Origin of the sequence: Brevundimonas sp. NPDC007368, assembly GCF_042869015.1 — a bacterium.
Classification (GTDB): domain Bacteria; phylum Pseudomonadota; class Alphaproteobacteria; order Caulobacterales; family Caulobacteraceae; genus Brevundimonas.
Window position 1 is genome coordinate 179,910 of record NZ_JBIAFA010000003.1, and the last position, 14,699, is coordinate 194,608.

At 68.2% G+C, this 14,699-nt stretch carries 13 protein-coding genes; 11 read left to right on the forward strand and 2 right to left on the reverse strand.

The window, feature by feature from the left end; genetic code table 11:
- The first annotated feature begins 60 nt into the window (after window positions 1–60).
- Both ACFYLW_RS07505 and ACFYLW_RS07510 read left to right on the forward strand, forming a co-directional pair.
- Entirely contained in the window at window positions 61–1,710 is a 1,650-nt protein-coding gene (locus tag ACFYLW_RS07505) for an amidohydrolase (RefSeq protein ID WP_390182941.1), read from the forward strand.
- A gap of 158 nt (window positions 1,711–1,868) precedes the next feature.
- On the forward strand, window positions 1,869–2,561 hold the full coding sequence (locus tag ACFYLW_RS07510; RefSeq protein ID WP_312062876.1) for a sugar transferase: 693 nt from the start codon (window positions 1,869–1,871) through the stop codon (window positions 2,559–2,561).
- Here ACFYLW_RS07510 and ACFYLW_RS07515 read toward each other — a convergent pair.
- Both ACFYLW_RS07515 and ACFYLW_RS07520 read right to left on the reverse strand, forming a co-directional pair.
- A complete protein-coding gene (locus tag ACFYLW_RS07515; RefSeq protein WP_390182942.1) occupies window positions 2,555–3,391 on the reverse strand; it encodes a methyltransferase domain-containing protein in 837 nt (278 codons plus the stop codon). The genes ACFYLW_RS07510 and ACFYLW_RS07515 overlap by 7 nt on opposite strands.
- Window positions 3,392–3,441: 50 nt before the next feature.
- Complete coding sequence (locus tag ACFYLW_RS07520; protein WP_312062873.1) at window positions 3,442–4,329, reverse strand: hypothetical protein; 888 nt, start codon at window positions 4,327–4,329, stop codon at window positions 3,442–3,444.
- 127 nt (window positions 4,330–4,456) lie between these two features.
- On the opposite strand from ACFYLW_RS07520, the gene ACFYLW_RS07525 reads away from it, so the two are divergent.
- From ACFYLW_RS07525 to ACFYLW_RS07565, 9 genes are all read left to right on the forward strand, one after another.
- Window positions 4,457–6,151, forward strand: a complete 1,695-nt coding sequence (locus tag ACFYLW_RS07525; protein WP_312062872.1) for a hypothetical protein — start codon at window positions 4,457–4,459, stop codon at window positions 6,149–6,151.
- Between the two features lie 63 nt (window positions 6,152–6,214).
- Entirely contained in the window at window positions 6,215–7,729 is a 1,515-nt protein-coding gene (locus tag ACFYLW_RS07530) for an NAD(P)/FAD-dependent oxidoreductase (RefSeq protein WP_312062871.1), read from the forward strand.
- Window positions 7,713–8,774 (forward strand): Gfo/Idh/MocA family oxidoreductase, encoded by a 1,062-nt coding sequence (locus ACFYLW_RS07535; protein WP_312062870.1) that lies wholly within the window; start codon window positions 7,713–7,715, stop codon window positions 8,772–8,774. Before ACFYLW_RS07530 ends, ACFYLW_RS07535 begins: the two co-directional genes overlap by 17 nt.
- The gene (locus ACFYLW_RS07540; protein WP_312062869.1) at window positions 8,767–9,630 is read left to right on the forward strand and encodes a hypothetical protein; all 864 of its coding nucleotides are present in this window, start codon (window positions 8,767–8,769) and stop codon (window positions 9,628–9,630) included. Before ACFYLW_RS07535 ends, ACFYLW_RS07540 begins: the two co-directional genes overlap by 8 nt.
- 3 nt (window positions 9,631–9,633) lie before the next feature.
- On the forward strand, window positions 9,634–10,815 hold the full coding sequence (locus tag ACFYLW_RS07545) for a glycosyltransferase family 1 protein (RefSeq protein WP_312062868.1): 1,182 nt from the start codon (window positions 9,634–9,636) through the stop codon (window positions 10,813–10,815).
- A complete protein-coding gene (locus ACFYLW_RS07550) occupies window positions 10,815–12,035 on the forward strand; it encodes a glycosyltransferase family 4 protein (protein ID WP_312062866.1) in 1,221 nt (406 codons plus the stop codon). The genes ACFYLW_RS07545 and ACFYLW_RS07550 overlap by 1 nt, the downstream gene beginning before the upstream one ends.
- Window positions 12,032–12,754 (forward strand): polysaccharide deacetylase family protein, encoded by a 723-nt coding sequence (locus ACFYLW_RS07555; protein WP_312062865.1) that lies wholly within the window; start codon window positions 12,032–12,034, stop codon window positions 12,752–12,754. Before ACFYLW_RS07550 ends, ACFYLW_RS07555 begins: the two co-directional genes overlap by 4 nt.
- Window positions 12,754–13,839, forward strand: coding sequence for a Gfo/Idh/MocA family oxidoreductase (locus ACFYLW_RS07560; protein ID WP_312062864.1), 1,086 nt, complete (start codon window positions 12,754–12,756; stop codon window positions 13,837–13,839). The genes ACFYLW_RS07555 and ACFYLW_RS07560 overlap by 1 nt, the downstream gene beginning before the upstream one ends.
- A complete protein-coding gene (locus tag ACFYLW_RS07565; protein WP_312062863.1) occupies window positions 13,833–14,699 on the forward strand; it encodes a hypothetical protein in 867 nt (288 codons plus the stop codon). The genes ACFYLW_RS07560 and ACFYLW_RS07565 overlap by 7 nt, the downstream gene beginning before the upstream one ends.

Sequence of the window (14,699 nt, forward strand, 5' to 3'; positions counted from 1 at the left end):
AGACTTTTGTCCGGCGCGGGCGCCCTGGCCGGCGCGACCCTGATCGGAGGACCCTCCGCCATGGCCCAGTCACGCGCCTCATCCGCCATGATCTTCACCGGCGGTCCGATCCTGACCATCGACGACGCCATGCCGACGGCCGAGGCCGTGGCGGTCCGCAACGGCGTCATCGTCGCCGTCGGCTCGCTGGATGCGGCGCGGGCGGCGGCGGGCCGAGGCGCCCAGGTGGTCAATCTGGACGGGCGCACCCTGCTGCCGGGCTTCTTTGACCCGCACGGCCACGTCTCCATGGTGGGGTTGCAGGCGCGCTACGCCAACCTGCTGCCCGCGCCCGACGGTCAGGGCGACGACATCCCGGCTCTGCAACGCATCACCCGCGACTGGATGAACGCCCACGAACAGCTGGTCCGCGACACCCAGCTGGTCATCGGATTCGGCTATGACGACTCCCAGTTGAAGGAGCGCCGCCATCCGACGCGAAGCGAGCTGGACGCCATCTCCGACATCGTGCCCATCCTCTTCCTGCATCAGTCCGGTCACCTGGGCGCCGCCAACAGCGCGGCCCTGAAGGCGGCGGGGGTCAGCGCCTCGACGCCCAACCCCGACGGCGGCGCCTTCCGTCGCGAAGACGGCGCGCAGGAACCCAACGGCGTCATGGAGGAGACCGCCCTCTTCACCGTCATGGGCGCCCTGTTCACGCGCCTCGATGTTCAGGCCAATATGGAGATGATCCGCGAGGGCGCGCGCTTCTATTCCAGCTTCGGCTACACCACGGCCCAGGACGGGCGCTCCTCGACCGGCTCTTGCCAGTTGATGGCCCAGATGGCCGAGCGCGGCGAGCTGCCGATCGACATCCTGTCCTTCCCCGACATCCTGACCTCGACCGACGTCATGGCGACGCCGCTTTATCGCAAGACCTATGTCGGCAGGTTCCGCATCGGCGGGGTCAAGCTGACGCTGGACGGCTCTCCTCAGGGCAAGACCGCCTGGCTGTCCCAGCCCTACTACATCCCGCCCGAGGGGAAGCCTGCCTCCTATCGCGGCTATCCGGCGGTGACCGAGCAACAGGCCCTGGACGCCGTCGAACTGGCCTTCAGGAACGACTGGCAGATCGAGGTCCACGCCAACGGCGACGCCGCCATCGACCTGCTGATCGGGGCGGTCAGCGACGCCACCCGGCGGCACGGAGCCAAGGACCGTCGCCCGGTCCTGATCCACGGCCAGACCGTCCGCATGGACCAGCTGGACCAGCTGAAGACCCTGGGCATCGTGCCGTCCCTCTTCCCCATGCACACCTTCTACTGGGGCGACTTCCACCGGGACTCGGTGCTGGGACCGCGCCGGGCCGAGTTCATCTCGCCCTGCGCCTCGGTCGTGCGCCGCGGCATGCGCTTCACCAGCCACCACGATGCGCCCGTGGCCAATCCCGACTCCATGAGCGTCCTGTCGGCCACGGTCACGCGTCGCACCCGCTCAGGCGACATCCTCGGCCCCGACGAATGCGTGCCGGTCGACATCGCCCTCAAGGCCATGACGCTGTGGGCGGCCTGGCAGCACTATGAGGACGACAGGAAGGGCTCGCTGACTGTCGGCAAGCTGGCCGACATGACCCTGCTGGATGCTGACCCCATGACCGTCGACCCCGGCAAGCTGGCTGAGATCAAGGTGCAGGCCACCTACAAGGAGGGCCGCGAGGTCTGGCGCCGCTAGAGGGGCCTGAGGACTGCGCCATATACCCCATTTTATTCGCGGTTGACTTCGTGAATTTTGGCATAAAAATAAGAAAAATCATATAATTAACTAAATCTGAACCTTGCCGGCAAAGCGACGTTAAGAATTCATTAACGACGCGTGCTGGGTGGGTTCTCATGGATCTGGGTCTTTCTGCGAGCCAAGGTGTCAGTGTCCGTCCGCTAGGGCCGATCCCGCCCCTGCGCGCGCCCTCGATCAGCGACGGACAGTGGGTTCGACTGCTGGACATCATGGTCGCGGCGGCTGCGCTGGTGCTGCTGGCCCCCCTGTTGCTGGTCGTTGCGGCCGTCATCTATCTGAGCGACGGCGGCGCGCCGATCTTTCGCCACGCGCGGGTCGGCAAGGACGGGCAGATCTTCGGCTGCCTGAAGTTCCGATCCATGATCTGCAACGCCGACGCCGTGCTGACGGACTTGCTGAAGACCAACCCCAATGCTCGGGAGTCCTGGGAACGCGACCACAAGCTGCACCGCGACCCGCGCGTGACCCGGCTGGGCAAGTTCCTGCGCAAGTCCAGCCTCGATGAACTGCCGCAGCTTCTGAACGTGCTGCAGGGCGACATGAGCATCGTCGGCCCGCGCCCGATCGTGGTCGGCGAGATCGAGCGTTACGGCGGCTACTTCCAGTACTACTGCGCCGTACGGCCCGGCATCACGGGCCTGTGGCAGGTCAGCGGGCGCAACGACATGACCTATCGCCGGCGGGTGGCCTGCGATGTCCTCTATGCGCGCAACAAGTCGCTGCGGACGGACCTGAAAATCATCGTGGCGACCCTGCCCGCCGTTACCTCGGGTCGCGGCTCCTACTGAGGCGCTTCGCCGACGACGACGATGGAATGACCGAACGGCAGGCTGCGCCCCTGCCCCTTGAGGATCGCCGCCTCGACGCCGAACAGGCCCAGCAGCATCCGATTCAGGGCCGGTTTCTCCTTCGCCGTATCGCGCATGGTTAGGCCTTCATAGAGATGACGCTCAGGCTGGTCGCCCTGCTGCACGTCATGGGCGTCATGATGAGGACGCGGCGGGCGCAGCAGGCGGCGCACGGTTTCATGCGCCCCGCCGATGGCGTTGACATAGGTGGCGCGGCGCACTGTGAAACCCGCCTGATCCATCAAATCGATGACCTCCTGACGGACGTAGCGCTTGTAGTCATGGTCCTGAGCGGCCGGGTCCTGCCGCATGCCCTGACGGGAGTTGGTGCGCAGGATCAGCAGCCCGCCCGGTTTCAACACCCGCCTGATTTCCTTGAGCGCGGTCAGGTCGCCGCCGTCGGTCGGAAGGTGCTGGATCACGTCGTTGCAGATCACCAGATCGAACCGGTCATCGGGCAGAGGCATGTCCATGACCGACCCCAACTGCACAGACCAGTCGGGATCGCGACCGGCGCAGGTCCGCACCGCATCGGGCGACACATCCACGCCCGACAGCGAGACTGCGCCCAGTTCGGCCTGCGCCCAGGCCATCATCCCGCCAGAGCCGCAGCCCGCATCCAGGACCGCAGGAAAACTCGGCGCCCGCACCGAGGCCAGCAGGGTCTTGGCCACCCTCTGCGCCCCCAGATGCCACCAGTGCGTATGCTCCAGCGCCCCGATCCGGTCGTAGTAGCCGGGGGTGTAGATCTCGTCCTGGGTCGGGGTCATGTCCATTCGAATTGCCAAGAACCTTGACCGCTGTTTGGTTCCAATTCGCCCTAGTCGCGCGCGCCGAACGCCGCCTTCAGATAGCCCGCCGCCTCACCGGCGCTCCAGGCCGTCACGAAGACCAGCAGCCATGGCAGGGCCTGAAAGAAGCGCACCGCGAGCCGTCGGCGACGCAGCGCCCGGCTCATGATCCGCCCGATCAGCAGCGGCGGCAGCAGGGGCGTCGCCAGCAGATAGACGGCGGCGTTGGCGCGCGACCCCGCCCGCCCCCGCGTCTCGGCGAAGGTCCGTCCGTGGGTGAAGCGCTGACGCGAGAACGCGCCCACGCCGTCATGGCCGCGATAGAGGCTGAGCAGGCGCGCATCCAGGCCCAGCCCCCGGTCGTCGGCCCGGAACCGGGCATGGAACGACGGCTCCCAGAAGCCTCGCGCCAGCAGGTCGGGATGCTTCATCACTTCGCGCCGATCATAGACGGCGTTGTCGGCGGCGATCTCCTCGACCGGTCCTGAAGGCAGCGGCGGCGCGAACTTCCAGTAGCGCAGGAAATAGACGGCCCAGCGCACGGGGTTGGCCTCGGCGTCATTCTCGATCGGCCCGCCGACGCCGGCCCATTGATCCAGGTCGGCGGCCAGAAGCCCGGCGATCCAGTTCTCAGGCGGCACGAACTGGGCCGTGGTCAAGGCCACGCGGTCGGAGCGAGCGGCGACGAGGCCGTCGCGCCACAGATGGGGAACAAGCGCGGCCGCCTCCGCCTCGATGACGCGGTATCGCGCGCCGGGCGACGTCAGGGCCTCGGAGGCTGGACCCGCGGTGCAGAACAGGATCTCGACCGCGCGAGAGTCGGCGCCGGACAGACGGTCCAGGATCGCGGACAGATTGGCCTGCCCGCCCTTGACGGCGATCACGACGGTCAGCGCAGGAGCCGTCATCGCGTCCATCGAACCTCCCATGAAGCGCGACGCTACACCCCGCGCTTCCCAAGTAAAACGTTCCCGTATAGCTGTGTTCCGTCGACCGCATCGCGCCGGACTTCAGGCGGGATGCCCGGACGTAGCGAGGTGGCCCATGACTGAGGCTGGCGAAGCGACGAGGCGAGACACGGTCTGGGAGCGCCTGCTGGCGGGCTCGCCGCAGGACCGCCTGTTGTCCGTGCTGTCCTGGATCATCGTGGCCGTCGGCGCCCTGGCCCAGATCTACAATGTCCTCGGCGCCCGGTCGCTGCGCCAGGACGAGGCCTTCATCGCGCTCAACATCCGCTACCTGTCGCCCCAGGAACTGCTGGGACCGCTGGACTATGGCCAGGTCGCGCCGGTGGGTTGGCTGCTGGGCGAGAAGCTTCTGGACGGACTGACGGGGCGCTACGAATACGACCTGCGCCTGCTGTCGCTGTTGGCCGGGATCGCCGCGCTCGTGGCCTTCCGCCATCTGGCGGCGCGGACCACCCGGGGCCTGGGCTTTCTCTGCGCCGTCTCGTTGTTCGTCTGTTCGGTGGTCTTCGTTCGCTTCACCGGGGACGCCAAGCCCTATGCCCTGGACGTGATGTTCGCCTGCCTGATCCTGGCGATCGGCCATCATCTGCTGACGACCGCCGCAGCGCGCTGGCGGACCTGGGGCGCCTTCCTGATCGTGGGCGCCGTCGCGCCCTTCTTCTCCTTCCCGGCGGTCTATGTCCTGTTCGGGGCCGGAGCGGCGGTCTTCCTGAAAAAGGCCGTCGCAAAGGACTGGCGCGCGGCGGCGACCACCGCGGGGATCTGCGTGGTGTGGCTGGCCGCCTTCGCCGTCGTCTATGTGGTCTTCGCCGCCCCGCAGGCCGCCGGCACCTCGGTCACGTCGGGCGTATCGCGCGCCTTCTTCGAGACCAACTACTTCGCCCCCCTGCCCCCGACCTCGCTCAAGGCCGCAGCCTGGTACGTCACCGCGCCAAAGGAGATGCTCTACTACTTCTTCGGCGGGCTGCAGTTCGCCGTGGCGGCCTTGATCCTGGCGGGCGTGATCTACGGCATTCGGCGCCAGCCCTGGCTGCTGCTCCTGTTGCTGCTGCCGGCGGCGGCGGCGGTGATCGGATCGGGGCTGAAGCTCTATCCCCTGTTCGAGCGGCTGACCCTCTTCCTGCTACCGACCACCATCCTGCTGGCGGGGATCGGCTTCTCGCAGATCGCGGTAAGGATGCGCAGCCTGGCCGCGGGGGCGGTCCTGTTCGCCGCCGCCGTCGGCCCGTCCGCCTGGGCGATGGCGGGCGAACTGAGCCGCAGCCCGCCCTTCGCCATGCAGGAAATGCAACCGGTTCTGAAGACCCTGGCCCGCGAGGCGCGACCGGGCGACGTCGTCTATGTGACGCGAACCTCGGCCCCCGCCTTCCTGACCTATCAGGCCGACGCCGGCTTGGCGGGGGTTCAGTGGGTGCGCGGGCTGACGTCGGGCCGCTGGAACTGCGTGATCGATGAACTGCCTGTCGTCGCGCCCGAGCATCGGCTGTGGATCCTGATCACCGACTATGGCCGCGAGCCCTGGAACATCCAGGGAAACGACGTCGAATGGCGCGCGCGCGGCCTCGACGCCAAGGTCGACCTGGCCGCCGAGGACACCAATGTCTGGCTCTATCGTGCGACGATGACGCCGACGGCCGTGGGCGAAGCGCCGCAAGCCCCCGACCCCAGCCTGCCCGGATGCGCCCCCGAATACGAACGCTCCGAGCGCACCACCGCCCGCGCCCAGGCGGCGCTGTCGCCCCGTTCCAAGAGCCAAGGCAACGCTTTTTGAAACTCCGAGTTATGCCCTCGGGAGACTTCGCGAGCCTCGGCCCGCGAATGGGAGGAGCGGCGCGTGTCACTGGATACCGAGACGCTTATCATCGGCGCCGGCCCGGCGGGCCTGACGGCCGGCTATCTGCTGACCAAGGCCGGCCGCGACGTGGTGATCGTCGAGCGTGACCCCGTCTATGTCGGCGGCATCAGCCGCACCGTCCGCCACGGCGACTTCCTGTTCGACATCGGCGGGCATCGCTTCTTCTCCAAGAGCCGCGAGGTCGTCGAACTGTGGGACGAGATCCTGCCCGACGACATGATCGAGCGGCCCCGGCTGTCGCGCATCTATTACGACGGCAAGTTCTACAGCTATCCGCTGCGGGCCTTCGAGGCCCTAACCAACCTCGGCGTTCTCAAGAGCAGCGCCTGCATGCTGTCCTATCTGGGCGCCCGGCTGCAGCCCATTCCCGACCCGCAGACCTTCCACCAGTGGATGCGCAACCAGTTCGGCGAGCGCCTGTTCTCGATCTTCTTCAAGACCTACACGGAAAAGGTCTGGGGCATGTCGTGCGACGAGATCTCGGCCGACTGGGCGGCGCAACGGATCAAGGGGCTGGACCTGGGCGCCGCCATCATCGACGGCGTCAATCGCTCGCTGGGCCTGAAGCAGGCCGCCGGCGGAGCCAAGACCCTGATCGAGTCGTTCCGCTACCCCGCCAAGGGGCCAGGCATGATGTGGGAGACCGCCGCCGACAAGGTCCGGGCGCAGGACGGCGAGGTCCGAATGGGCTGCAGCCTGACCGGCCTGTCGTGGAATGCGGACCGGGCGCACTGGACCGCCACCGTGACCGCCGCCGACGGCGCCCGACAGACCCTGACCGCCGCGCACGTGGTCTCCTCGGCCCCGTTGACCGAACTGTCCGCCGCCATATCCCCCCGCCCCCGCAGCGACGCACAGGCCCAGACGCTCCGCTACAGGGATTTCATCACCGTGGCCCTGATCGCGCGGGCCTCGGCCACCTTCCCCGACAACTGGGTCTATATCCACGATCCCGACCTCAAGGTGGGGCGGGTGCAGAACTTCCTGTCCTGGTCGCCGCACATGGCGCCCGAGGGCTTCGCCTGCGTCGGGCTGGAGTATTTCTGCTTCGAAGGCGACGGCCTGTGGACCGCCGACGACGCCGACCTGGTCGAACTGGCCAAGCGGGAGATCGGCCAGATCGGCCTGGTCGATCCGGCCGACGTCATCGACGGCACCGTGGTCCGCCAGCCTCGCGCCTATCCCGTCTATGACGACACCTATCAGCAGGCCGTCGACGCCGTGCGCGAGGACTATGAGCGCGAATACCCGACCCTGCACCTGGTCGGGCGCAACGGGATGCACAAGTACAACAATCAGGACCACGCCATGATGACGGCGATGCTGACGGTCCAGAACATCCTGGCCGGCAAGCGTCTCTATGACGTCTGGGGCGTCAACGAGGACGCCGAGTATTCCGAGGCCGGCGTCTCGGGCGCGCAGGAGGCCCTGAGCAGCGTGCGGCTGACGCCGCAGCGGGTCAGACGGGAGCTGGTGGGTGAGGCCAACCGCTGAGCCGCAGCCGCGCGTCGCGGCCCCCGAGGGCGCGCCCCAGGCCGTGATCGTGGGGGCCGGCCCGATGGGCCGCTGGCATATGGACGCCGCACGCCGGTCGGGCGCCCGCATCATGGCCGTGGTGGACCAGGACGAAGCGGCGGCCAAGGCCCTTGCGCGGTCGGCGCCTGGCGCGAGCGCCCTGATCGACCTGTCGCTGGTTCCCCAGGACATGCGCATCGACGCCGCCCATGTCTGCACCCCCGTCCAGAGCCACGCCGCCCTGGCGACGTCGCTGCTGAAACGCGGGGCCCACCTCTTGATTGAAAAACCGATGGCGCCGGGCGCCGACATCGCCCGCGCCCTGATCCAGACCGCCGACGCACGCGGCCTCTACATATGCCCGACGCACCAGTACGCATTTCAGCCCGGCGTCGAGCGGGCCAGGGCGCGGATCGCCGCGGCCGGGGGCGCGCGTCGGATCGATTTCACCCTCTGTTCGGCAGGAGCCTTCGGTCGGTTCGAAGGCCGGGCCGACGCGGTCGCCGCTGAAATCCTGCCCCACCCCCTGTCCATCCTGCAACGGCTGCTGCCCACAGAGGCCATCGACGCGGTCGACTGGATCGTCCATCGCGCCCAGGCGGGCGAGATCAGCATCATCGGGCAACTGGGCGCGACAACGGCCACCATCGCCATCAGCCTGAGCGCGCGCCCCACCTGTTTTCAGACCCGCATCCACACCGATCAGGGCCTGATCGAGATCGACGGCTTTCACGGTCACAGCATCGTTTTGGGCGGACGCGTCTCGCGAACGGCCAAGGTCGTCGCGCCCTTTGAGCGCGGGGCCAAGGGGCTGGCCGGCGCGACCGCCGCCCTGACGGGTCGAGTGCTGCGCCGCGACCTCGCCTATCCCGGCCTGCGAAGGCTGACGCGACGCTTCTACGACGCCCTGTCCGATCCTCGGCGGCGCCCGATCTCGCTGGACGAAACCCTGGCCTGCGCCGTGGCGGGCGATGCTGTTCTGGCCGGCATGCGGCGCGCGGGCGCGGAGGTGTGCGATGTTTGAGCGCCCCGAAGCCCCTTCGCCTGACGACCTGACCGTGGTGGTCGTTTCGCTTGTCGGCGGGGCCGCGCTTGAGGCCTGCCTGACGGCGCTGGCGCGTCAGGCCGCCCGGATCGTCGTCGTGGGTCGCGGCGCTTCGGACGCGGGCGACGACGCCAAGACCCCGGTTCCCATGGTGAGAATGAAGGCCTTGCTCGCGGCCCAGACGCCCTACGTCGCCTTCATCGAGGATACGGCCGTGCCGGGCGCGGACTGGCGTCGAGGCCTGAGCGCCGCCTTCGCCATGGACGGGACCGCCGCCGTCGCAGGGCCGATCACCATCTCGCCACGCCTGTCCCCGCGCGGCCGCGCCCTGGGCCTCAGCGAATATGCTCGCTTCTCTCCAAACGAGATGAAGCAGGACCCGGCCTCGGGCCTGCCTGGTCTGGCATTCGCCGTCGCGCGCGCAGACGTCCTGCCGCTGCTGGACGACCAGACGGGCGGGCTCATCGAAGGCGACCTGTTCCGCCGCCTGAGCGAGACGGGCAAGACGGTGCGGACCTGCGACGCCATGTCGGTCTGCTACGCCGCCGAGCATGAACAGGGCGCACGTCTGCGGACGCGGTTCCAGCATGGACGCCTGTTCGCGGGCCGCCGCTTTCCCCAAGGGCTCCTGGGTCGCCGCCTCGGCTATGCCGCCGGCTGCCTGTTGCTGCCGGCTGCGATGGTCCATCGGGCGTTGCGTGATCGTCCGCAGGGGATGAAAGTCTGGCCCGGCGTGGTCCTGTGGCTCTGCCTGTTCAGCACCGCCTGGTCCGCCGGCGAGTTCACCGGCTACCTGACCGGCAGCGTCGGCGACGCCGCCAAAAGCTGGACCTGACCGATGCGGATCGGGATCGATGCAACCTGCTGGTGGAACCGCCGGGGCTTCGGACGCTTCAGCCGGCAGTTGATCACCGCCATCCTGGCCGACCGCCGGGGACATGAGATCTATCTCTTCATCGACCGCGAGCCCGCGCCCGAGATGATCCGGCCCGACGTCCATGTGGTCCGCGTCGAAACCAGCGCCACCGTCACTTCATCCGCTGTGGCGGAAGGTCGCCGCAAGCTATCGGATATGCTACGCTTTCGTCGCGTTGTCGTGGGCCAGACGCTGGATGTTCTCTACTTCCCGGCGGTCTATTCCTGGTTCCCGACCGGGGGGAGCGCCCCGACGGTCATCACCTTCCATGACGCCATCGCCGAGCACTATTCCGACCTGGTCTTTCCCGACCGCGTCGGTCGCTTCTTCTGGAACCTGAAGACCTGGCTGGCGCGTCGAACTGCGGCGGGCTTCACCACCGTGTCCGAGGCCGCGCGCGAGGAGATCGTGCGCTTTCTGAAGATCCCGCGCGGCAAGATCGAGGTGGTGCTGGAAGCCGCCGATCCGATCTTCGCGCGCGTCTCAGACCCGGCGCGTCTGAACGAGATGCGCGCCCGGCTGGCCTTGCCACGCGACGACCGGCTGCTGCTCTATGTCGGCGGCCTGGCGCCCCACAAGAACCTGCTTCGGCTGGCTCAGGCCTATGCGAAAGCCGCCGCCGATCCTCGCCTGAACGACCTCAGCCTCGTCTTCGTCGGCGACCCCGAGGGGGACGGGTTTCACTCCAACTTTGAGGAACTGAAGGCCCTGATCGACGGCGACGCGCGGTTGGCGCGGCGCGTCCATTTCACAGGCTTCGTCTCGGACGAGGATCTGGTCAGCCTCTATAGCGCCGCCCATGTGGTCGCCATGCCCGCCCTGTCCGAAGGGTTCGGCCTGCCCGCCGCCGAGGCCATCGCCTGCGGCACCCCGGTCATCGCCACGGCTAACGGCGCCGTGGCCGAAGTGGTCGGTCCGGCAGGGGCCTTCTTCGATCCGCTGGACGTCGACGACATGGCGCGGGTCATCGTCCGAACCGCGACCGACGCGGCCCTGATGGATCAGCTGCGGCGCGCCAGCCTGATCCGCGCTGCGCAACTCAGCTGGCCGGCGGCGGCGGCGGCCACCCTCGACGTTCTGGAACGGTTCGGGCGGGTCCGCTGATGCGCCTGGGCATGGTCACCACCTTCTATCCCCCCTACAGCTTCGGCGGCGACGCCACCTATGTGCGCAACCTGTCGCGCGGACTGGCCGCGCGGGGGCATGAAGTCGAGGTGATCCACTGTCAGGATGCCTATGACCTGCTAGGCGGCCGGGGGCCCGACGAACCAATCATCGAGGATCCTGGCGTGCGGGTGCACCGCCTGCGTAGTCGAGGGGGGCCGTTATCGCCCCTGATCACCCAGCAGACGGGTCGGCCGGGACTGAAGGCCGCCGCCTTGAAGCGCCTGCTTGGCGAGGGCCGGTTCGACGTGGTCAACTTCCACAACATCTCGCTGGTCGGAGGGCCCGGCGTGCTGACCTACAGCCGCGCCCCGGTCACGCTCTACACCCTGCACGAACACTGGCTGATCTGCCCCACCCACATCTTCTGGAAAGCGCGCAATCGCGCTTGCGACGGGCCGACCTGCCTGAGCTGCTGCATCAAGTCCCGCGTGCCGCCGCAGTTGTGGCGCTATGGGCCATTGATCCGAAACGCCCTGGACCATGTCGATCAGATGATCGCCCCCAGCGCCTTCACCGCCGAGAAGCACGCCGCGCTGGGACGGGTCATCGAGGTTCTGCCGCTGTTCGCCGCCTTTCCCGCGCCGGCCAAGGCCCCGCCGGTTTCGCTTTCGACTTTCGTCATCGTGGGCCGTGTCACCGCGTCGAAGGGGGTGGCCCCGCTGCTGCGGGTCTTCGCCCGTCTGCCGCAGTATCGGCTTCTGGTGATCGGCGACGGCGACCAACGCGCCGCGCTGGAGCGGGCCTATGCGACCAGCCCCAATATCCGGTTCTTCGGTCCCCTGCCCCAGGCCGAACTGGCCCGGCACTACGCCCGGGCCGCCGCCCTGATCCTGCCGTCTCTGGCGCCCGAGACCTTCGGTCTGGGGGTGGTCGAAGCCGCCGCCTGCGGCACGCCCTCCCTGGTCGCGGCCAGCGCCGGCGGGGCGGTCGAGACGATCCAGCAAACCGGCGGCGGGCTGGTCTATCGCAATGAGGCCGAGCTGGAGATCTTGCTGCGCGACCTGGCGACCCAGCCGGACCTGCGACAGCGCCTGGGGGCTGCGGCGCGCGCCGGATACGAAGCGCAACACACGCTCGATCGCCACCTGGATCGCTATGAGGCGCTGATCGCGCGCGTTCTGGAACAGAAGCGCGCCGATGAAGGGGCCCGCCCATGAAGGCCGTCCTGACCTTTCACGCCGTCGATCATGTGCGGTCGCCCCTGTCCTATCCGCCCGAGGCCTTTCGGACGCTGGTGGAGACCCTGCTGGCGACGGGGACGCCGATCCTGACGTTGGACGCCCTACTCGATCCGGCGACGCAGGAAGGCGTGGCCCTGACCTTCGACGACGGACTGGCCAGCGTGCACGAGGCGGCCCTGCCGATCCTTAAAGCGTTTGACGCGCCCGCCCACCTGTTCCTGCCGACCGCCTATGTGGGCCAGGACAACGCCTGGCCGGGGCAGCCCGCGTCCGCGCCGCGCTATGCCATGATGACCTGGGATCAGATCGAGGCCCTGCATGACGGTGGCGTCCGCATCGAGAGCCATACCCACCGCCACCCCGACCTGCGCGCTCTGTCGGCGCCGCAAGTCTCTGAGGAAATGGAGACGGCGGACCGGATTATCACGGACCGGCTGGGGCGACGGCCGCGCTATTTCGCCTACCCCTATGGCCGGCATGACGCCGCCGTTCGAGCCGAGGCCGGACGACGCTATCGGGCCGGATTCACCACCCGATTGGCCGATCTAAGCGGCAGGGACGACGCAGCCCAGCTGCCGCGCCTCGACAGCCATTACCTGCGACATCCCTGGCTGATACGGCGACTCCACCACGCCTCCGGGCGCGGCTACATCGGTCTGCGTCGCCTCATTCGTCAGATTCGCAATCGCTCGTAATGACTTATTCTGAAAACAATAAATTGGTGCAGGAAGCCGTCGGACGGATCGCCATTGTCGGCCTAGGCAAGGCCGGGCGAACCATCCACCTGCCCGCCCTCAAGAAGCTGAAGAACGTCCAGATCGTCGGCGCCTATGACGTGCAGGGCGGCGGCGAGGCCCTGGGTCTGCCCGGCTTCGCGTCCGTCGATCAGATGCTGGCCGAGGCCCGCCCCGACATGGTGGTGGTCGCCACGCCGCCCGCTTCCCACGTCGAGCTGACGCGGCGCGCCCTGTTGGCCGATTGTCATGTCTTCTGTGAGAAGCCGCTAGCCGAGACGCTGGCCGACGCCGACGCCATCGCCGCACTGTCCGCCGAACGACGGCGACAGGTGATCGTGAACAGCGAGTTCCCCTTCATGCCGATCCACTGGCAGGCCAAGCGGCGCATGGCCCAGCCCGGCTTCGGCGACCTGCAGTTCGTCATGATCCAGCAGAGCTTCGTCGTCACGCCCGAGACCGAGGAAGGCTGGCGCGGTGCCGATCCGCAGCGCACGCTGAAGGAGTTCGGCACCCATGTTCTGGACCTGGCCCAGTTCTTCTACGGCGAGCGGCCGCTGAGCTTGCGTGCGCGGATGCCGCGACCGGGGCGACCCGGAGGGCCCGACTATCTGAACCTGCTGGAGCTGGAGTTCTCGGGCGACCGCTTCGCCCAGATCACCCTGGATCGGCTGACACGCGGGCGGCATCGCTATCTCGACATTCGGTTGGATGGAACCGAGGCGGCCATCGAGACCAGTCTGGGCGGGCGGATGCAGGTCAAGGCGGGGCTGCGCCCCCGGACCAAGCGGCCCTTTGTCGAGCTGGACATGGCCATGGCCGGCAAGGCCAAGCTCTATCGCGACGAGGCCAGCCAGCGGATCGCCACCGCCCCCCTCGACCTGTTCGCCGACGCCACCGCGCGGCTGCTGGGCATGAGCATCGAAGCGATCAACGCTGGACGCCCGCCGCCCTATACGCTGGACGACGCGCGCCACACGCTGCGGCTGCTGCTGGCCTGCTACGAGGCCGAGCCCGGCGCTGTGATCCGGTGCGGCGAATGGTGACGCTGGCCCTGATCTTCGCCGCCAAGGGGGCCTGCGATGCAGCGGCTCTGAACCGCATGCTGGAGACGTCGGGCGTCCTGGACCGGCCGGAGGTCGAGGTCCACATCCTGGGTGACAGCACGACCCGGCTCCATCCCCCGCCGCCCGAGGGCGTGCGCCTGTACCTGGCGACCGAGCCGGTCTCGGTGTTTCGACTGTGGGGGACGGGCATAGGCCGCACGACGGCGCGCTACGTCGCCATTCTGGACGCGCAGTCCGTGCCGGCGCCGGGCTGGCTGGACGCCGTGCTGGATCGACTGGACGACAGCCCCGCCGCCTTCTTCGGCCCCGTAGAGCCGAGATACAGCGCGCAAGACATGAGAATAATAGGATATCTAACGGAATATGTTCAGTTTCATCGCCCCATCATAGCGACGGGTACCGAGGTGGCCGGGGCCAATCTGATCCTGCCCCGAACCGCGACAGGCGACCCGGCGGACCTGGCCGCCCATGGCTTCGTCAAGACCGCGCTGCTGGGGAGGATGTCGCCTGAGCTGGCCCCGGACTGCCTGGTCATCCACCACAAGACCTTCGCGCTCGGCCCCTATCGCCGTCGGCGGTATCGGCATGGCCGAGCCTATGCCGCGCATCGCCTGAAGCAGCCCGACGCCCCGCCCCGGCTGGCGGCGGCGTTGTTTACGCCTCTGCTGCCCTTCCTCAGGGTGGCGCGTATCTATCGCCACGCCCGGCGCATCGAGACCTGCCGCGTCGCCTTCTGGCGCTTCTGGCCGCATCTGCTGTGGGTCGAGGCGGGCTGGTCGGCGGGCGAATGCCTCGGCTATCTGACCGGGCGCGGCGGGGACGAGAGCCTGATCGACTGA

What these genes read in the sequence shown, in the direction of transcription:
- ACFYLW_RS07565 (WP_312062863.1), top strand. Translation starts at nt 13,833, where the DNA reads ATGGTGACGCTGGCCCTGATCTTCGCCGCCAAGGGGGCCTGCGATGCA.
- ACFYLW_RS07545 (WP_312062868.1), top strand. Translation starts at nt 9,634, where the DNA reads ATGCGGATCGGGATCGATGCAACCTGCTGGTGGAACCGCCGGGGCTTC.
- ACFYLW_RS07520 (WP_312062873.1), bottom strand. Translation starts at nt 4,329, where the DNA reads ATGGACGCGATGACGGCTCCTGCGCTGACCGTCGTGATCGCCGTCAAG.
- ACFYLW_RS07525 (WP_312062872.1), top strand. Translation starts at nt 4,457, where the DNA reads ATGACTGAGGCTGGCGAAGCGACGAGGCGAGACACGGTCTGGGAGCGC.
- ACFYLW_RS07560 (WP_312062864.1), top strand. Translation starts at nt 12,754, where the DNA reads ATGACTTATTCTGAAAACAATAAATTGGTGCAGGAAGCCGTCGGACGG.
- ACFYLW_RS07550 (WP_312062866.1), top strand. Translation starts at nt 10,815, where the DNA reads ATGCGCCTGGGCATGGTCACCACCTTCTATCCCCCCTACAGCTTCGGC.
- ACFYLW_RS07515 (WP_390182942.1), bottom strand. Translation starts at nt 3,391, where the DNA reads ATGACCCCGACCCAGGACGAGATCTACACCCCCGGCTACTACGACCGG.
- ACFYLW_RS07510 (WP_312062876.1), top strand. Translation starts at nt 1,869, where the DNA reads ATGGATCTGGGTCTTTCTGCGAGCCAAGGTGTCAGTGTCCGTCCGCTA.
- ACFYLW_RS07555 (WP_312062865.1), top strand. Translation starts at nt 12,032, where the DNA reads ATGAAGGCCGTCCTGACCTTTCACGCCGTCGATCATGTGCGGTCGCCC.
- ACFYLW_RS07540 (WP_312062869.1), top strand. Translation starts at nt 8,767, where the DNA reads ATGTTTGAGCGCCCCGAAGCCCCTTCGCCTGACGACCTGACCGTGGTG.
- ACFYLW_RS07505 (WP_390182941.1), top strand. Translation starts at nt 61, where the DNA reads ATGGCCCAGTCACGCGCCTCATCCGCCATGATCTTCACCGGCGGTCCG.